Source organism: Paraburkholderia sp. TE9906 (assembly GCF_056279605.1).
Genome location: NZ_JBWCCT010000015.1, coordinates 13,242 through 32,012 on the forward strand (window position 1 = coordinate 13,242; position 18,771 = coordinate 32,012).

At 62.0% G+C, this 18,771-nt stretch carries 15 protein-coding genes and 1 pseudogene; 5 read left to right on the forward strand and 11 right to left on the reverse strand.

The genetic code is table 11. The annotated features are described in order from the left end of the window. Positions 1-72 precede the first annotated feature (72 nt). The 6 genes and pseudogenes from ACZ9H4_RS29875 to ACZ9H4_RS29900 form a co-directional block, all read right to left on the reverse strand. Positions 73-990, reverse strand: coding sequence for a DUF2950 domain-containing protein (locus ACZ9H4_RS29875; RefSeq protein WP_476122339.1), 918 nt, complete (start codon positions 988-990; stop codon positions 73-75). A gap of 11 nt (positions 991-1,001) precedes the next feature. Beyond that, complete coding sequence (locus ACZ9H4_RS29880; protein ID WP_476122341.1) at positions 1,002-2,672, reverse strand: DUF3300 domain-containing protein; 1,671 nt, start codon at positions 2,670-2,672, stop codon at positions 1,002-1,004. A 344-nt stretch (positions 2,673-3,016) separates the two neighbouring features. Next, positions 3,017-4,261, reverse strand: coding sequence for an NADH-ubiquinone oxidoreductase-F iron-sulfur binding region domain-containing protein (locus ACZ9H4_RS29885; RefSeq protein WP_476122343.1), 1,245 nt, complete (start codon positions 4,259-4,261; stop codon positions 3,017-3,019). Positions 4,262-4,282: 21 nt separating this feature from the next. After that, the gene (locus tag ACZ9H4_RS29890) at positions 4,283-5,932 is read right to left on the reverse strand and encodes an FAD-binding protein (protein ID WP_408152149.1); all 1,650 of its coding nucleotides are present in this window, start codon (positions 5,930-5,932) and stop codon (positions 4,283-4,285) included. Positions 5,933-5,947: 15 nt separating this feature from the next. Continuing rightward, a complete protein-coding gene (locus tag ACZ9H4_RS29895) occupies positions 5,948-6,586 on the reverse strand; it encodes a 2Fe-2S iron-sulfur cluster-binding protein (RefSeq protein WP_408152150.1) in 639 nt (212 codons plus the stop codon). A gap of 456 nt (positions 6,587-7,042) precedes the next feature. Then, positions 7,043-7,336 (reverse strand): annotated as a pseudogene (locus ACZ9H4_RS29900) (LysE family translocator); the annotation flags it as partial. A gap of 367 nt (positions 7,337-7,703) precedes the next feature. Here ACZ9H4_RS29900 and ACZ9H4_RS29905 point away from each other — a divergent pair. The 4 genes from ACZ9H4_RS29905 to ACZ9H4_RS29920 all read left to right on the forward strand — a co-directional run bounded on the left by ACZ9H4_RS29905 (position 7,704) and on the right by ACZ9H4_RS29920 (position 12,794). Then, positions 7,704-10,250, forward strand: a complete 2,547-nt coding sequence (locus tag ACZ9H4_RS29905; protein WP_476122345.1) for a sensor domain-containing protein — start codon at positions 7,704-7,706, stop codon at positions 10,248-10,250. Between the two features lie 331 nt (positions 10,251-10,581). Next, entirely contained in the window at positions 10,582-11,019 is a 438-nt protein-coding gene (locus ACZ9H4_RS29910) for a PRC-barrel domain-containing protein (RefSeq protein WP_408140988.1), read from the forward strand. Between the two features lie 866 nt (positions 11,020-11,885). Further along, complete coding sequence (locus tag ACZ9H4_RS29915) at positions 11,886-12,332, forward strand: Fur family transcriptional regulator (protein WP_408140991.1); 447 nt, start codon at positions 11,886-11,888, stop codon at positions 12,330-12,332. Between the two features lie 102 nt (positions 12,333-12,434). Then, a complete protein-coding gene (locus ACZ9H4_RS29920) occupies positions 12,435-12,794 on the forward strand; it encodes a glyoxalase superfamily protein (protein ID WP_408140993.1) in 360 nt (119 codons plus the stop codon). A gap of 49 nt (positions 12,795-12,843) precedes the next feature. Here the strand turns inward: ACZ9H4_RS29920 and ACZ9H4_RS29925 are convergent, their stop codons facing one another. From ACZ9H4_RS29925 to ACZ9H4_RS29940, 4 genes are read right to left on the reverse strand one after another with little or no spacing between them, the layout of a single operon-like run. Next, positions 12,844-14,304 carry an efflux transporter outer membrane subunit gene (locus tag ACZ9H4_RS29925; RefSeq protein ID WP_408140995.1) on the reverse strand — a complete coding sequence of 487 codons (1,461 nt, stop codon included), beginning with the start codon at positions 14,302-14,304 and terminating at the stop codon, positions 12,844-12,846. Positions 14,305-14,316: 12 nt separating this feature from the next. Then, positions 14,317-15,459: an ABC transporter permease gene (locus ACZ9H4_RS29930; RefSeq protein ID WP_408152152.1), complete on the reverse strand. Its 1,143-nt coding sequence runs from the start codon at positions 15,457-15,459 to the stop codon at positions 14,317-14,319. Next, the gene (locus tag ACZ9H4_RS29935; protein ID WP_408140999.1) at positions 15,456-16,400 is read right to left on the reverse strand and encodes an ABC transporter ATP-binding protein; all 945 of its coding nucleotides are present in this window, start codon (positions 16,398-16,400) and stop codon (positions 15,456-15,458) included. Before ACZ9H4_RS29935 ends, ACZ9H4_RS29930 begins: the two co-directional genes overlap by 4 nt. After that, positions 16,397-17,332 (reverse strand): HlyD family secretion protein, encoded by a 936-nt coding sequence (locus ACZ9H4_RS29940; protein WP_476122378.1) that lies wholly within the window; start codon positions 17,330-17,332, stop codon positions 16,397-16,399. Before ACZ9H4_RS29940 ends, ACZ9H4_RS29935 begins: the two co-directional genes overlap by 4 nt. A gap of 307 nt (positions 17,333-17,639) precedes the next feature. On the opposite strand from ACZ9H4_RS29940, the gene ACZ9H4_RS29945 reads away from it, so the two are divergent. Further along, a complete protein-coding gene (locus ACZ9H4_RS29945) occupies positions 17,640-18,323 on the forward strand; it encodes a TetR/AcrR family transcriptional regulator (protein WP_408141001.1) in 684 nt (227 codons plus the stop codon). 70 nt (positions 18,324-18,393) lie between these two features. Here the strand turns inward: ACZ9H4_RS29945 and ACZ9H4_RS29950 are convergent, their stop codons facing one another. Next, entirely contained in the window at positions 18,394-18,756 is a 363-nt protein-coding gene (locus ACZ9H4_RS29950) for a hypothetical protein (protein WP_408323302.1), read from the reverse strand. Positions 18,757-18,771: the final 15 nt, after the last annotated feature.

Here is an 18,771-nt window from a genome sequence, read left to right on the forward strand (position 1 = left end):
CCGCCCTTATAGGGAGGGGGCTTCTGAAAAAGAGCCTGCCGGTTGCCGCGTCTCCAGCGGCAATGCGTGCACTCACGGAGGCACTGTCTCCCACCCTGGTCCCGGATCGAATGACGTCATTGCCGCAGCCTTTTTCGGGCCGTCCCGGCCCAGGTCCCGTTCGTATACCTTGCCGTTGTGGCTCACCATGAAACTCTTGATGCCTGTCTCCCCGTAACGGGCTGGCCAGGCAATGATGGCGAAACCGCCGAACAGCCGGCCATTCACCATGTAATCGTACGCACCGCCCGGCGCGTGCTTACCCTGTGCGCGGAGCAGCTTGTAGTGATAGCCGTAGTAGCCGGCCTCCGTCGTATTGCGGGTGCCAGCGGCCATGAAGGCGGCCCCAAGGGGGCTCGGTGCCGCGTCGGGAGCGGTCGGCCAGTAGAGTCCGTCGTGCTTGCCCGGCCGGCTGTCGAACCTGTCGGCGTAGACGTAGACCTTGTTGCCGTCGTGATAGGTCGATGCGTAGTCCCGCTGGGCATCGTAGATGGCGAGCATCGTCTGGATCACGGCGAGCTCGTTCCGTCCGATGCGGCGAACACGCATTTCATCAGCGCCCGCGCGCATGTCGAGTTGCCAGCCCTGCGACGTTTTGACAAGCGGAATGGGGAGAGTCCAGCCGTCGTGACCCACTGCGATCAGGGCATGGTCGCTGTCGGTCGCCTGAATCGAATGGGATGTCTGCCACGCGCTCAGGAACTTGTCTCGGATCTCTGCCCCCATCGGCGGAATCACACGGCGGAAATCGTCACCGAGTAATGCCTTCAGTTCTTCCTGGTCGTTGTTGGTCACTGCCGTTCCGAACGCGTTCATCGCCGCTTCAGGCGTCTGGAAGAACTTCTGCGCGCTCATCACCGGCGTCGATGCGAGGCCGAGGGCCAGCAAGAGGGTCATCGAGCTTGCGAACCCAGCGAGCGCGAACCTGATACCCGGTAGTCCCTTCTTCATGGTTGTTCTCCTTAACGCCGCCCGCCGCCGCCCCGGCCGCCACCACCACCGCCGCCGCCGCCGCCGCGTGCGCCTCCGCCTCCACCTCCACCTCCACCTCCACCCGCACCACCGCTAAAGCCTGAGGACTGCACGCTCGCTCGCCCGCGACTGGCGTCGCGCTGCGCGGCCGCGCCTCCGCCGACGCCCTGGAATGCCGAGTCGCGGCCCCCGCCTGAGTAGCCGCCGCCCCTGGGCGCGGCCTGAGCGGTCGTTGCACTGGCACGAGCGGACGTTTGGGTGCGCTCACTCGTTGCCGCGCTTCGATTTGAAGCCTGAGCGCGATTGCCGGCTGCTGCGTTACGGTCTGCCGTTTGAGCGCGATTGCCGGCTGTGGCGTTACGGTCTGCCGTTTGAGCGCGATTACCGGCTGCGCCGCCGCGCTCCGCCGTGCCGGCCCGGTTGCCTGAGCCGGCGGCATTCGCACCACCGGCCCGGTTCGCAGCATTCGCGTTATTCGCGCGTTCCGTGCGGTTGGCGGCTCCCTGGTTGCCCGTCGCGCTTCGATCGGCCACGCTGGTGCGCTCGGCCGCGGCGCCGGTGCGGCCGCGATAGTCGCTGCGTGCGTCGGCGCCCTGTACGCCGCGCGAGTACTTCTCGCGTGTCGCAGTGTCGCGGTAGGCGACGCCTTGCCGGTGCTGCGCGTCATGCTGCCACTTGCCGCTCTCTACCTTCGTGCGGTCGAAGTTGCGGTCGATGTTCGTCGCCCGGTTCACGTTGACGTTGACGTCGCCATTGTTCCAGTTGGCATTGCCGAAGATCGCCCCCGCAGCGGCGATCCCCACCCCCCATGCGAGTCCGCTAGCGAGGGCGGCGCCAGGGTAGTACGCCGGAGGCGGCGGCCAGTAGGTCGGCGGGTAGGCCGGAGCGCTCCAGCCGCCATACACGGTCGTCGGATTGTAGGAGGGCACGTAGATCACCTGCGGGTCGGCGGGTTCGATGCGCACGATATTCTGCGGCGCCGCAGCCGCTTGCCCGCCTTGAGCGGGTTGTGCGTTTTGAGCCGCTTGCCCGCCCTGGTTGCCGGCCGCGGGCGGTTCGACAATCACCTTCTGTTGCGGGTTCGTCGTCAGGTTCCCGGCTTGTTGCGCGCGGACCCTCAATCGCTGCACGGCGGCGAGCACATCCTTTTCCTGGACGAGGAACGCATCCCCGAGCTTCTGGGTCCAGTCGAGCTTCTCGTTCATCGGCACCAGCACTTGAGGAAATGCAACCAGCGACTTGACGCTGACGTCCCACGGCTGGTCCTGGGCCGCTTTCACCGCAGCGTCGCCCTTGAGGTCCGGGTGCTCCTTGACCCAACGTGCGGCATGCACGATTTCGAGCGGATACGTCGACGCCATGAGGACCTGAGACAGCAGTGAATCGGGATAGAGTGCGATCGGTGCGACGAGTGCTTCGAGTTCCTCGGGCGGGTATTGCCGAGCCTGAGGCTGGGCTTCGGACGCTGGAGCTGGAGCGGCCGAGGCGGCCAGTGGCGGTGCGGGCGCCGCTGCCGAGGCCGGGGCAGCGGGTTGGGCTGCCGCCGAGGCTGCCGGAGCCTGAACCTGCGCCTGAGGTTGCTCATCCGCTTTCTTGTGACAGCCCCCCAACAAGCCGACGACGAGGCTGGCACTCAGCAGTCGTGCAATCCATGTCGTCATGGCAACTCCCCTGTTCGATTTGTCAGGCGGTGAATTGATCGTTGAGGGACGAACGGTCAGCCAGGTGAGTGGCGGCCGGGTAGTGAAGTGCCGTAATGACGGCGTGGTGCGCGTGCGGTAAGGGGGACTCGGTAATCGTCCTATCCCGGGATTCGTTTGGACCTCCCGCTATCAGATTAGGTCGGATGGCCGGATCTGTCAGGCAACTGTTATCAATTGTTTTTTCGTGCGGACCCAATCACCCTGCTGACCTTGCTTTGGCCTCGCGTTCCGCGAACGGCGGCATCACTTTGGAATGCTGCTTTTGTTTAAGACGGCAGCACGACGTCAAGTCTGATTTCGGTCTACGCCATCAGAAGCGCCTCATACTCTTCCCGGAACTGGTTGACGGAACTTTCCACCACCGTCACCGCGCCGTCGATCAAACCGCAACGTCCGCTTCCCGGCAGGATCCGGCATAAATTCTCCAACGCCTCGAGATCGGCGCGCACGGCGCGACCGGTATCGAGCCGGTTGAGAAGCCGCATCAGCTGGAACGTCCCGCCTTTGCAGGGCGGGCACTGCCCGCAGGAACCCTGGGCAAAGAAGCTCACGTATTCGGCGACCTTGCGCACGATGCTGCTGCCTTCCGATACGACGATCATCGCACCGGTTCCGAGACGCGAATGGCGTTGCCGCACCGAGTCGAAGTCCAACGCCACGTCGAGGTCGCGCTTCGTCAGCAAGGTATTGGAGGGGCCGCCCGTAAAGACCGCCTTGAATTCCTTGCCCTGCAACATGCCGCCGCCATGCTGAAAGACGAGCGACGCGAGGCTCGTCCCCATGGGCAATTCGTACAGGCCGGGATGCAGGACATCGCCCGAGAGCGAGTACAGCTTGGTTCCGGCTGCGTTCCCTATGCCGAGATCGCGGTACCACTGTGCGCCATGGCGCAGAATCCCCGGTACGTGCGCGAGTGTCTCCGTGTTGTTGACGATGGTCGGCACGCCATGCACGCCCGCCTCGGCGGGGAAAGGCGGTTTGCGACGTGGAAACGGAAATCCGCCTTCCACGCTTGCGATCACGGCGGTTTCCTCACCGCCGATATACAAGCCGGAACTGGGCAAGACGCGAAGTGTCACGGGGCCGCCGACCCGCTGCTCGAGCGCAACGAACAAGGCGTGCTGTTGCCACTGCTGCACCGCCTGACACGTCGCCGCGAGAGAGAGCGGCTGATGCGGATTGACGTAGAGAACCACGTGGTTCGCACGGGTAGCCGCCGCGGCGATCAGCGCGCCCTCGATCACCTGATGCGGCGTGTGTTCGAGAAGGAAGCGGTCCTTGAACGTGCCAGGCTCGTCTTCGTTGCCATTGCAGATGATGTACTTGTCGCCTTCACGGGCGGCGGCGACCGGTGTCCATTTGCGATGGGTCGCGAAGCCGGCGCCCCCCATGCCGCGCAAATCCGCCTCGGCGATTTCGGCGATGATGGCTTCCGGCTCGTGCAGCGCCCTGGCGAGTCCTTCCCCGCCGCCGCGCGCAAGCCAGGCATCGAGGTCCGCGCCGACCCGGATATCGTCTCTCAGCAGAACCTGATTCAGTGCTTGCATCGTCGCGCTCCGTGGATCGCATCAGCGGATGCCGCTCGGCAGGTCCGCCTGCGCGCTCGCGCGCAGGCCGGCATCGACTCGCAGATCGAAATGAGCGTAGTCCGGGAAAAGCTGCGGTGCCTTCACGTGCAAAGGCAGACCGGCCAAGGTCAGTTCCCGCTGCCAGGCGTGAACATGGCCGATGCCCGCGCGGCTCGCCACGACGCGTCCCCGCGTTTGCGCCGCCGAGGCTCCGGCACGGCGTCCCATGCTCAGGATATCGAGCAGCGCGTTGCCCATCAGCCGGTTGCGTCCATGAATGCCGCCCGTGACCTCGCCGACGCAATACAGGCCGGGCACGCTGGTGGTGCCGTCCTTATCGATCGCGACGCCGCCGTTCTGATAGTGGAGGGTCGGGTAGACGAGGAAGGGCTCCTGCGCCGCATCGTGACCACATTTGTGCGCGAGATGGCGCAGCGTCACGAGGCGTTTCTCCAGAATGCCGGGGTTCTCCCGTTCGAGCGTCGGTGTGTCGAGGAAGACGCCGATCCGGCCGTCACGTTCGATTCCGCGTCCCTGCGCACATTCGCGCAGGATCGCCGATGCCACGATGTCCCGTGGCTTGAGTTCGTCCACGAAGCGCTCACCCTCGCCGTTGATCAGCCTGGCGCCGGCGGAGCGCGCCGCTTCCGAGATGAGTCCGCCCACCAGGTGAGGCGGATAGGCGATGCCGGTGGGGTGGTACTGGAACGAGTCGAGTTCGCGCAAGGACGCGCCGATTCGATAGGCGAGCACGAGGCCGTCGGCGGTCGCGCCGTAGTGGTTGGACGTCGGGAAAGCATGGAGGTGCAGCCGTCCGGCGCCGCCGGTCGCGAGGATCACAGCATGCGCGCGCACCAGCGTGAAGGTGCGCCATTCCAGGTTGTAGATCACGGCCCCCGCGCAGCGCCCCCGTTCGTCGGACAGGAATTCGACTACGGGGCAGCGGTTCCATACATCGATGTCCGGATCGAGATCCACCGCCTCGCGCAGCACACGCATCATCTCCAGGCCGGTGTAGTCGCGATAGGAGAGAATGCGCGCGGCCGATGCGCCCCCAGGCTTTTTGCGCAGAAGGTTGCCGCCGATGGGCTGCCCTTCCTCCTGGTCGAACATCATGCCGAGCTGGATCAGCCAGCGAATCACATCAGGGCCGTCCATCACCATCTGCGCCACGAGTTCAGGCTCGCCGCAGAAGTGTCCGGCGCGCAGCGTGTCTTCGAAATGGAGTTGGGGGCTGTCGTCCTCTCCGATCGCGGCCTGGATTCCGCCTTCGGCCATCACGGTGTTGCTGTCGCCGAGCCGCAGCTTGGTCGCGAGCATCACGCGCGCGCCTTGCCTGGCCGCGGTGAGCGCCGCAGCGCATCCGCCGCCTCCGCCGCCGACCACGAGCACGTCGGTGGTCACGAGTTGGGCGCCGGCGATGTCGACGTCGTCGATCAGCGCATTGGCTTGAAGATAGCGCGCGAGATCCCGCTGACAGGGCGCGCCGCGATTCACGCCGACGCTCAGTGCAACGTGTGCGTCGCTGCCGTGGTCAGGGTGATAGCCTTTGAGCAGTTCATCGACGGACATGGCGTCGCTGCGTAGCGAGGGCATTGCACCGGGATGGTAGCGCTTGCGTGCTGCGTCGTAAGGAATGCCAATGGACATGTTCTTTCGATTCCCTCAGCGCGGCGGCTGCGCGCCCGGCGCATCGAAATCGATCTTCATCTCACCGCTTTCGATCTGATGCAGACGCCGCATGAGATTGGCCGGCCGCAGCGTCAGCGCTGCAACCGTTCTTCGCACGAACAGGCCGAGATGATTCGGCCTGATATGTTCAGGGCAGGCGAGCGTGCAGAGGTTACACATGACGCATTCGTCGAACACCGCACCCGACGCGGTGAGCTGGCCGTCCACGGCGAGACTCACGCCGAGCTGGACATCCAGTCCCTTCGGACATGCGCGATCGCAGCCGTTGCAGTGGCGGCAATGAGACGCCTCGGGGAATATCTCGGAGATCGCGCGCAACGTCTGCCAACTGTCGCTGATGTCTTCGATGCGATAGACATGACGTGCGGACGTGGTGAAGTAATCGAGGAATGCGACCTGCATACCGTCTTCGATCAGGGTCTCGCAAGCAAGCTCGGTTTTCACCTCCTGCTCGCCGCTGCGCCGGACCATGACACGGCACGAGCCGCATACCCCTTGGCCCATGCAGCCGACACCCTCGACCAGTGTCTCGCCTGCATGGATGAACGCCTGCAGGATCGAGCAATTGGCCGGGGCCTCGAGTTGGCGTCCTTCAATGCTCAGGCAAACCATCTTCTCGCACTGTCCTTGCGCGGCACTCGCGCCACGCTGGCGAAACCACCCAAAAGGTCTTATAAACAATAGCACATCGGACGTTGTTGCCAAGGGGAGCATCCATGACTGCTTTCTGGAAAGGCATTGCACCTCTTGTGGTCGTGATCGTGGTCGTGATTGCGGTCATTTCCGCTCCCGAAGGCCTTGCTTAACATGCGCGGTAGTACTTCGCCATTTTTGCCGGCGTGATCGTCGGGTTCATGCTTGAGCCGACCCCGGGCGCGGCGATCGGCCTCATCGCCGTAACGCTGGTGAGTGTGTTCTGCGAATGGGTCTTCTAAAGCTCCGAGCAACTTGCGAAGCCCGGCTTCAATGTGGCGAACGCGAGTCTCAACTGGGCGACCTGCGTGACGAGTTCGATGTTTCTCACGGTGACCCATTTGCTTGCGCCAAGTTTATGGTGGATCTTTTTCACGCCGAGCGAGTAGATCCCTGCAATTGCCTGACGCCAAGATAGATAAGATAAGCAGAACCAACCACCTTCATGCCGACAAACAACGCGGGCAATGCTACTCAAATCGTCTCAACCCCCAACGCGACCAACAGGACAACCACAAGTTGAGCCGCCAGATTTCCAGCGATGGTCGACGCTATACCACCGCTGCCATACCGAACCGTGTTGCGAACGACGAGAAGAATGTTGGGATCAGGTGAAATCGTCGTGACAAGATAGGCCGTGGCGAAAAGAAGCCAAGTGTGAAATGACACGACAGGGTCTCAGGTTCGTTCGTCAAGTTGTCGATGCCTTCCCCTACTGCCACGGAATACAAATGTTGGGGCCAGAGCGTTGGCAGCCGGTTCAGCCGTCATCGTTGAGTCCGTGAACTTTCGTTTTCACACTTATGCGAACGCAGAAAATGGGCACGCCGTCGCGATTTTCTTCGAAGGGTTCGGGTAAACGCTTTTGCCGGTTATCAGCATGCGTTATGGCGTTCTCTTCGCGGCTGCATTACTCTCGTTGAACGGCGGCGCGGGGGCGCCCCGTCGACCGGCTGCGAGGCGCAAAGCCGACACGCGGATTCGGGCGAGAGCGGTGCCTGCTGGGGAACAATAGGAACGGCAAAGGACGAAGACGATGGCGCAAGCTCAGACAGCCAGAATTCTCGTGCAGGCGCTGGCACAGATGCCGGACGCGATCGTGCTGGTGGACGAGAACGGCACGATTGGATTCTTCAATCCGGCGGCCGAAGCGCTGTGGGGTCTGACCGCCGCGGCGGTTCTCGGCCGCGATGCCGTGGCGCTGCTGCCGCGAGGGTTTCAATCGACCGACCACGCTGCGCAGGCCGGCGACATCGACGGCATCACATCAGACCTGCAGATCGAGCGTAACGATGGCGCAACGCGGCGCGGCGTGATGTCGGTGCATGCGTTCAAAGTTGATGGGCGCACATTTCGCGCGGCTTTCATCAAGGACGTGACGGATCAGCAACGGCAGCGCGAAGAATGGCAGCAACTTTCGATGGTGCTGAACGGCAGCGATCACGCGATTATCGTGGCCGGCCTCGACGGCACGATTTCGTTTATCAACGGCGCCCTCACGAGAATGCTGGGGTATGAGCTTGCCGAAGTCCAAAGCAAGCGCCTTTTCGAACCCTTCACCGGTCTGCACACGAACCTGGAGACAGTCGCACGCTTGCAGTCCATGGCGCGCCAGCCGCCGATGGCGAGTGAGTCGCTGCGCGAGGACCTGCTCGTGTACACGAAGGGCGGCACACCGCTGTGGATCAGCGCGGGCATCACCGTCGTCAGGGACAGCGCGGGCGTGCCGGTCAACATGCTCGCGATGCTGACCGATATCACGCTGACGAGAATGCGCGAGGAGCTCCAGCAAAAGGTGCTCGATGCCATGGCGCGCGAATTGCCCGCGACCGAGGTCGCCGGAATCTTATGCCGCGAAGTGGAGCGCATCGCGCCCGAAATCATAGCGACGTTTCTGCGCGTGGACGATCAGGGGCGGCTCTTCACATTGGCCGCGCCGCGCTTGCCCGCTGCGGCAATCCGCGCGATAGACGGTGAGCCGATCGGCCCCTGCGCCGGCTCGTGCGGCACCGCCGCCTGGCGAGGCACGCCGGTCGTGGTGACGGATATCGCCAGCGATCCGTTGTGGACCGGTTATCGTCATCTGGTGCAGCCGCTAGGACTCGCGGCGTGCTGGTCGTATCCGGTCAAGGGCGCCGACGGTTCGGTGCTCGGCACATTCGCGTTCTACTACCGCGACAATCACGGCCCGGTGGCATTCCATCAGAGCCTCGTGGACATGGGGCTGAGTCTTTGCGCACTGCTGCTCGAGCGCGAAAAAGCACGCATGCGCATCCATCAGCTGGCGTTTCACGACACGCTGACCGGCTTGCCGAATCGCAATATGTTCGAGGTTCAGGCAAAACAACTCGTCAACGATGCACGCCGCGCCGGGAGCGATCTGGCCTTGTTGTTCATCGACCTCGACCGGTTCAAACGGGTGAATGACACCCGCGGCCATGCAACGGGTGACCAGGTGCTCTGCGAGACCGGCCGCCGCTTCAAAGCCGTGCTGCGGGACGGCGATCTGCTTGGTCGTCTCGCTGGCGATGAATTCGTCGCGGTACTGCCGCATTGTGGCGCGCAACAGGCGACGAGCATCGTCAAGCGCCTGCTCGCCGCGGCTGCGCCGCCGATTATCGTCGCCGGCGCGTCGATCCATACGAGCGCCACCATCGGTATCGCGATGTATCCCGCAGACGGCCGGGACGTGCTGACGCTGCTGCGTCAGGCAGACATCGCGATGTACCAGGCCAAGGCGCAAGGCCGCGGCGGCTTCAGTTTTTTCCGCGAAGAGATGAGCCGCAACATTCAGGAGCAGGCCATGCTGGAGGCGGACCTGCGCATTGCGCTGAAGCACGATCTGCTCGACCTGTGGTATCAGCCGCAATTCGATGCCGCGAACGGACACACGCTCAGCGGCGTAGAGGCGCTGCTGCGCTGGAATCACGCGACACTGGGCACTGTGCCGCCGGTGCGCTTCGTCGTGCTGGCGGAGGAGTGCGGATTGATCGGCGAGCTGGGCAAATGGGTGATGGAGCGGGCGTGCCGCCAACTGGCTGCCTGGCGTGCACAAGGCGTGAGTATCCCGCGTGTGTCGATCAATCTGTCAGCCAGCGACTTCCGCGATTGCACGCTCGCCGACCGCGTTGCGCAGACCTTGCTCGCGCACGGATTGCAGCCGCGCGATCTGACGCTCGAGATGACCGAAAGCGTGATGCTGAGCGACGAGCCCGGTGTGTTGTTGATGATCGACGAGCTTCACCGGCTGGGCGTGCAACTGTCGCTGGATGATTTCGGCACCGGTTATTCGAGCCTCGGCTATCTTCACCGCTTGCCGCTCGATGAACTGAAACTCGACAGAAGCTTCGTGCGCGATCTCGATCACAGCGACTCGGCGCGAGCGTTGACATCGACTGTATTGCGCATCGGCGAGAGCCTGAATATCAAGGTCGTCGCCGAAGGTGTGGAGACCGAAACGCAGCGGCAGTTCCTGGTCGACCACGGGTGTCCGGTGCTGCAAGGCTATCTGCTGGGACGGCCGATGGCACCGCCTCTGCTCGAAGAGTGGTTGCGCGGCACGCATGCGAGAGTGCCTGTTTGACGGCGGTGCGGGACGAAAACGTCTTCCACTTTTTGTGCTGGGTTCTCTCGCAGAGCGCCAAAGCGTGCATCTGTTCACCATATTGGCGCCGGCGTGCACACGCCGAGGGAGATATTGTTCGGAATCGCACCGCATTCCTTATTAGAAAGACGATCTTCTTCGTTTTCATCGGCGATGGCTGAATTCGACTATTCCATCACGTGCGTCAACTACAGATGACATCTCATGCTGTTCAAGGAGTTTGATTCTTTACTTTTCGATTTTTGTGGACTTTAATAAAGACGCTTTACTTCCGCCATCGATTAGACGAACAATATTTTATGAGGACTTCATGAAATCAAAGATCGCCGCATTAGCGATGATGTCCGCCTCGTTGGGCATGATCTCTTCGTATTCGTACGCGCAAGTTGCGGGCACGCAGCCTCTCGGTGTCAGCGTCACGGAGTCGACGGATCTTATCCTTGGGTGGAGCGTCAAGAAGTCGGTGCTCAACAAGGCGGTGTACAACGAGAATGGCGAAAAAGTCGGCGTTATCCACGACATTATCGTCGCACCCGACCGGTCCGTTTCGTTTGCTATCGTCGCGGCGAATCAGTTCCTCGGCGTATCGCATCATGACGTCGCCATTCCGGTCGAACAGCTGGACTATACGGATGGCAAGCTAGTGCTGGCCGGCGCCACGAAGGCGGCGATCAAGGCGCTGCCCGTGTTCCAATACACGAAGGTGAAGGCGACGCCGACACCGCGTTCGGAGTTTCCGCATCATTAGGCTTTAGGTGGATGAGTGCCGGGTTGTTTGAAGAAGCATGATCCCGGAGATGATTGTGCCGCCGCGCCAAGTGTGGAGTTACGTGCGGTGGTGCAACTCGCGATTGATTCTGCATAACGGCCTCGATGCAGGCCATCTCTCGCTCCATCATGCCGTGTGCGGGGTATGTACGCGTTCATACCAATTCACCGCACCACCCGTACCATCCGCAGTCACATCCCTTGACGCCGTCGAGGCCACGCGAGCATCTCGCGGACCAGCCAGTAGAGTGGGCTCGTCAAGTAGACACTGTGTAGTCAGACAAGGCCTCAGAGATTGACGCTGTTCCCTTTCCCATCGGTGATCTGAAGCGAGACGCGAACCTCTGGATACTGCGTTGCAAACCACGGCAGCGCGGGGCTCCCAAACGCCGTGCGAACTCGTCGTCTATCGGGGTACTTTCTCCGACTTCGTGTTCGGCCGCCAGATTCATCCTCACGCCTTTGAAAATACGGGCGTCGACAAATCCGGTCTTGACGGTTTTGGTTTCAGGGTCGCAGTAAGACACAAAATACTCGGTCATCGGTAGCCTCTTCATGCCCCCCGCGCTGCAATGTCCATTGTCTGGCTCGAACGGCTGCGCATCCGCTAGTGGCGTCGAAAGGCTGGCGAGAGGTCGTTGGTCGTCATTGCGTTGCCGGGTGCAATGCGCTGATTCGTTGTGATTCGACCCCCCACTTAAGGTTGTCTTAAGGAAGCGGCTCACATAGTTTGGCAACTTGCAGATCGCCCTGCCACGCGGGACGACAGACTTACCAACCACTTCCTCGCATTGACAGACGACCCAGGCGCTTCCGGGTTGCCCGTCTTGCGCTGCCATTACATCCATGAACATTCAGCGAATTCTGGAACAGGCCGGCTTGCGGCCCACGTTCCCACGTGTGCTGGTGCTGGAGTTCTTTCAGCAGCATGCCCACGAACACTTCAGCGCGGAGCAGCTTTACAAGCGGTTGAACGAGGACATGCGCAATTTGAGTCTGGGCACCCTGTACCGGGCGCTCGGTTTGCTGGTCGACGCGAAATTGCTGTCGAGCGTTGCATTCGGCGACGGCCGTCTGGTTTACGAACGGAACGACGGCAAGCAGCACGATCACCTGGTGTGTACGGCCTGCGGCTGCATTCACGAGTTTTTCGATGCCGAGATCGAGGCACGGCAGAAGGCGGTGGCGGACAACTTCGAGTTCGACGTGTCGGAACGGCAACTGGTGGTGTTCGGTCTTTGTGCCGAATGCAGAAAGAGCGAGGTGCGCGTGAAGACGGTGGTCAGGAGATAGCATGCCGCGCCATGCGGCGCTCGACACCAGGGCCAAATGGTTGACAGGAAGCGGGTAACCCGTTGAAGTGCGGTTTCGACTCGACGACTGCGGAGCAAGCCAATGACGCTTCTGAACGCCATACCGATCTTGCGCATGTTCTCCATCGAGAGGACATACGCGTTCTATCTGACCTACCTTGGCTTCGAACTCGACTGGGAGCATCGGTTTGCCGACGATTTGCCGCTGTATGCGCAGATCAGGCGTGACTCTGTCATCGTGCATCTGAGCGAGCATCACGGCGACAGTACGCCGGGATCAGCCATATTCCTGCCGGTCGATGACATCGAGTCGTTGCATCGGGAACTGCAAGGCAAGCAGTATTCGTATGCAAGGCCTGGGATCGAGGAAGTCGGTTGGGGACGGCAGATACAAGTCACCGACCCGTCTGGTAACCGGCTGCGCTTTTGTCAGTTTTCGTAGATCTGGACCGGACGTGTCGATCTCAGGCCACTAAGATGCGCAGGCCGGCTCATTGCTCACTCACCTGCGTCGTTATCGGCACGCCGCTGCCAAGCGCCTGAAATAGCGCCGCCGAATCGGCGAATTGATCGGCCTGCGCCCGCGTCCGGTCGATCGCAGTCTGCAAGGCCTGGCGTTGCGCGTCGAGCAACGCCGTCTGGCTAATGCCCCCCGCTGCATATTGCCGGCTCGCAATCGAGACGCTCGCCTGTGCGTGTTGCCAGGCGTCGTCGCGGGCCTGCAATTCGTGCGCGTCGTCGCGCAGTGCTGTCAACGAATCGGCGACCTGTTGCAGCGCTTGCAAGACAGTTTGCTGATAGCCGGCCAGGGCGGCCTCGTAGGCGGCCTGTGCTGCGCGCTTCTTCGCATGCAATTCGCCGCCACGGAAAAGAGGCTGCGTCAGATTGAGCCCGATGTTCCAGATGTTCAAACCATTGATGACGTCGCCGATGTTCGTGCGCTGCGAGCCGAATCCCGCCGATAACGAAAACTGCGGATAAAGGTTGGCCGTCGCGACGCCGACATTCGCACTGGCCTGATGCAACAACGCTTCGGACGCGCGAATGTCGGGCCGCTCGCGTGCGAGTGTCGAAGGCAGCGTGACGGGCAGGTCGTTGGGCAGATGAAGCGCATCGAGCGTGATGTCGCTGAAATCCGTTTTCGACGGTGTGGCGCCCAGCAGAATCGCGAGTTGATGATCGGTTTGCGCAAGCTGCGTGGTGAGCGGCGGCAACGATGCGCGCGTCTGCGCGAGCAGGGTGCGCTGGCTGTGCACGTCGAGTTGGGCCACGCCGCCGGCGGCAAAGCGTGCCTCGATGATCGTGAGTTGCCGGGCCTGCGCGTGTTCGAGATCTTGTGTCAATTCGATCTGCTGCTGCAACGACGCGCGCCGGATCGCCGCCGACACGACATTGCCCGCAATGGATAGCCGCGCCGCGTCGAGTTCGAACGACTCGTAATCGACTTGGGCGAGGCTCGCCTCGAGCGCCCGACGATTGGCGCCGAACACATCGAACACATACGACACACTCACCGAAGCGTTGAACAGCGAGAACGGCCCGGGACTATTCACATTGGGCACGCCGAACGCGGCAGGGTCGACCTTCTGGCGCGAAGCGGAAATTGTCGCGTCTACGCTGGGAAATTGGGTCGAACCCGCCTGCGCGTTGTAGTTTTCGCGGGCTTCGATCAGCTTTGCACGAGCCTGCGCCAGCGTTGGGCTTTGGCGCAACGCCTCGTCAACCAGACGGTCCAGCGCATCCGAATGAAACTGCCGCCACCACATCGGCATCGCACTGTCGCCGATGCGCAAGGTCTGCGTAAATGCGGCCGTGCTGTCGGCCGATGCGGCGCGTTGCGGCAGGCCATCGCGCGTATAGGCTTGCGTGTCGGGCGCGGGCGGGCTCTGAAAGTCCGGGCCGACTGCGCAGCCGCATAGCATGAGCACGCCCATCATAACGAGTGATTTCATCGCCTTGTCCTTCTAATCGAGCGTGCGCCGGTAGAAGCGCAGCGCAATCGCCATGACGATTGCCGTAAAGAGCACCATCGGCCACACCGACGGCCATAGGTCCGCCCAGCCATTGCCTTTGAGCAGAATGCCGCGGATCAGGCGGTTGAAGTAGGTCAGCGGCAGCAGATTGCCAATGAACTGCGCCCAGCGCGGCATGCCGGCAAACGGGAACATGAACCCCGACAACAGGATGTTCGGCAGGAAATAGAAGAAAGTCAGTTGCATCGCTTGCAACTGGTTCTGTGCGAGCGAGGACAGCGTGATGCCGACGGTGAGGTTGGCCGCGATGAAGAGCAACGCGGCAAGATAGATCGCCACCGGGCTGCCGACGAACGGCACGTTGAAGACGAAGCGCGTCGCCGCAAGAATGATCGACGCTTGAATCAGCCCGATTGCAATGTAAGGCACGATCTTGCCGGTCATCACTTCGATCGGAAGGACTGGTGTCGCGAGCAGGTTTTCCATCGTGCCGCGTTCGCGTTCGCGTGTGATCGCGAGGCCCGTCATCATGACGAGCGTCATCGTCAGGATCACGCCCATCAAGCCGGGGACCACGTTGTACTGCGTAATGCCCTCGGGGTTGTACAGGTTATGAACCTGCACGCCGAATGCGCCCGGTCCGCCGTTCAGGTGCGCGAGCGGGCCGGTGATGTCCTTGTCGGCGACGGGTTGGATCAGACCCGGCAGCGCGGCGACGGCGGTGCTGGTCGCGGTCGGATCGGTTGCGTCGGCTTCGATCAGCAACGACGGATGCTCGCCGCGCAGCAATTTCGTGGAGAAATCGACCGGGACGTTGAGAACGAATTGCACGCGGCCTTGCGCGAGCGCGCGCCGCCCGGCTTCTTCATCCGGCAGGGTTTCGATCACGTTGAAATACGCCGAGTTGGTCATTGCAGCAACGAAGCTGCGGGAGAACTCGCTTTGATCGTGAATAACGACGGCGGTGGGTAGATGCCGTGGATTCGTATTGATGGCGAAGCCGAATAGCGAGAGCTGAATGATCGGCAAACCGATGATCATCGCGAACGTGATCCGATCGCGCCGAAGTTGCAAAAACTCCTTGAGCACGATGCTCCACCAGCGGCTCAACGAAAACACGGTTCGTCTGCTCATGATGGCGCTCCGAAATTGTCTTTCGCGTGACTCATCAGGTAGATGAAGACGTCTTCGAGTCCCGTGCCGATCGGCTCGATACGCAGTGTGGTGCCCGCTGTCGCTTGCCTGACCGCCTGTTCGAGTGCGGCATGGTCGCTGCCGCTGACATGCAGCGCGGAGCCGAAGACAACGGTCTGGTCGACGCCGGGCGTCGTGCGAAGCTGTTCGGACAGAGCGCTCAGGTGTTCACCGTGAATGCTCCACGTCGATAGATGCTGTGACTCGATGACTTCGTTCGATGTGCCTTGCGCGAGCAACTTGCCGTAGGCGATGTACGCAAGCTTGTGACAGCGTTCGGCTTCATCCATGTAGTGCGTGCTGACCAGCACCGAAATGCCGCGCGCGGCCAGCCGGTGCAGTTCTTCCCAGAAATCGCGCCGCGCGGTGGGATCGACGCCGGCGGTCGGTTCGTCGAGCAATAGCAGCTTCGGTTCGTGCAGCATGCACGCGGCGAGCGCGAGCCGCTGCTTCCAGCCGCCGGACAATGAACCTGTCAATTGATTGGCACGGCTTTGCAGTCCGAGCGATTCGAGCGAGCGGTCGACCGCCTGACGGCGGTTCTTCATCTGATAGACCCGTGCGACGAAGTCGAGATTTTCGCGGATGGTCAGATCTTCCCAATACGAAAAGCGCTGCGTCATGTACCCGACGTTACGCTTGATGGCTTGGCTCTCGCGCAGGATGTCGTAACCGAGGCAGGTGCCGGTGCCGGAATCCGGCGTCAGCAGTCCGCACATCAATCGGATCGACGTGGTTTTGCCGCTGCCGTTGGGGCCGAGAAAGCCGAAGATTTCGCCTCGTGCGACCTGCAACGACACGTCGTTGACGACGTGCTTGTCGCCGAAACGTTTGTTCAGATGCTGAACGTCGATGACGTGCTCGGGGGTCTCGCCGTTCATTGCAGCACCACCGTCACCGGCTGGCCCGGATGCAGCCTGTTCGCGTCCGCGACGGACGGATGCGCTTCGACCATGAACACGAGCTTCTCGCGGGTTTCGTTGCTGTAGATGACGGGCGGCGTGTATTCCGCCTCGTTCGAGATGTAGGTGATTTTCGCGGACACGTCGGCTGCGCAACCGTCGCAATGGATCGCCACGTTGCGGCCGTTCGCCAGTCGACCGACGAGGCTCTCCGGCACGAAGAAGCGCACCTTGATGTTTTGCGGCGGCAGCATCTGCACGACGGGACTTCCCGCCGGCACCCATTCTCCCGTTCGATAAATCGTGTCGTAAATCAGCCCCTCCGCAGGGGCGCTGACGCGCTTCTGGTCCAGCTTCCATTGCGCCTGCGCGACGACTGCTTCGGCGGCTGCCACCTGCGCCTGGAGCGCCGCGATCTGTTGCGAACGCCCGGGCAGGCGCGCCACTTCGACCTGATTCGTCAGCTCGCGCACCTGTGCGGCTGTGGCGTCGGCGGCGGCTTGCGAATCGTCGAGCTGCGCTTTGGCAATGCCGCCTGCCGCGAACTGCGCCTTGTCGCGCGTGAGTTGCAAGGATGCCTTGCGCGCATTGGCGACTGCCTGGGCAAGCTGCGCGCGATTGACGTTGACCTCCGGCACGCGTTTGCCAGTCTCGATGTCCGCCAGTTGCGCGCGCGTCGCCGTGAGTTGCTGTTCGGCCTGTCGAAGCGCGGCGGTTTCGTCGATCGCTTCGAGAGTGAACAGCTGCGTATCCGCTTTCACATATTGCCCGCGTGCCGCTGATAATTGCGTCAGTCTTCCTGCCTGCGACGAGCCGAGATAGACGAATTCGCCCTCGACATAGCCCTGGTATGCGCTGTTGTCGGAATGGGAGCAGGCTGTGAGCGTGACGCCCAGGAGCATGGCGAACATCGTCACGAAGCGCCCGGGAACCGGCAGCACAAGGTTCGTTAGCGAGGTAAGCATGGGTTCATCCGCAAAAACGCGCCTGGTCGGACACGCGTGTTCAGTAAGTAATCCATATCATTGATAGCGCGATACGGCGTTCGTCTGGCTGACTCGTGGCTACCCAAAGCGGCGGCGCGGTGCGCGCTGTTCGCTGCCGAAGCAGGCCCGCATGCGGGTCAAACCCGACGCAAGGCCGCTTCCGATGAAGTAGAATCGATGATATGTGAATTTGAATTTGAATTCAAACTATTTCCCGAATCACCGATTCTTCATGCCCACATCCTCGACAAAAACCGGCTCGACGCGCAAACAGCGGGCTACGCGTCCCGACGGCGCGGCCACGCGCCAACATCTGCTCGACACAGCCGGACAGGTATTTGCCGCGCGCGGCTTCGCGGATGCCACGAGCAAGGAGATCTGCGAACGCGCAGGTACGCCGATGGCATCGGTGCATTACCACTTCGGCAGCCGCGAGGCGCTTTACGAGGCGGCGCTGGTGGAAGCGCACCGGCAGGTTGTCGGGCTCGACGAGTTGAAGGCGCTAACCGAGGGCGTTAGCGATCCGAAGGACAAGCTTCGCGCGGTTATCTCGCACTTCGTCGGCCTGTCGGTCAACGCGGCGGCGCCGTGGGGATTCATGCTGATGCTGCGCGAGGTGCTCTCGCCGTCGCCGGCGATTCCTGCGCTCATCGAGAAAGCGGTGCGGCCCAAGGCTGCGCTTTTGCTGGGACTCATCGGCGAGGTGCTTCAATTGAACCCCAAAGAGCCTGCCGTGCAACGGGCGTTGATGTTCACGGTGCTGCCGTGCATCGCGATGATGATTGCGCCGAAGCAGATGCAGACGGCCTTGCTGCCCGCAGTCGCCAAAGACAAGAAAGCGCTTGTCGATGACTTTGTGCGCTTCGTGCTGGCGGGGCTGGATGCGATTGCGCTCGCGCATCGCGCAGGCAAGTAGCTCGTCAATTGGGCGACACGAGCTCTATCCTCAACGACCCCCGCTCGGGCGATTGATCGGTACGGCGCCGTTACTCGAAGAGATCAGCTTGCACATACTGCGCGCTGGAATGTTTCAGCGTGGGCTCAGGCTTCGACTCGATCCTGAAGAAAGCCGGGTCGACGCCTGCATTTTTTGCCGCCCGGAGCCAGTCCGGCATGTCGCCGAGTCCGTTCCAGTCGTTGCCCTTGGCGTCACGGTAGATCGGCGGATTGTCGAGATCGTGCTGGATGGATTCGGCGAGCGCCTCGAACGTGATGCCGAACTCGCTCATGCGGCGGCGAATCCAGATAATGAGACGTTCGCGCGCCTCACCGTCGGCGATTCTTCCTGTCATCGTTGTGCTTGCTGTGTCGGATAAGAAAAAGCCCGCGCGGAGGCGGGCTGAATCCATATCAGAGGAGACATG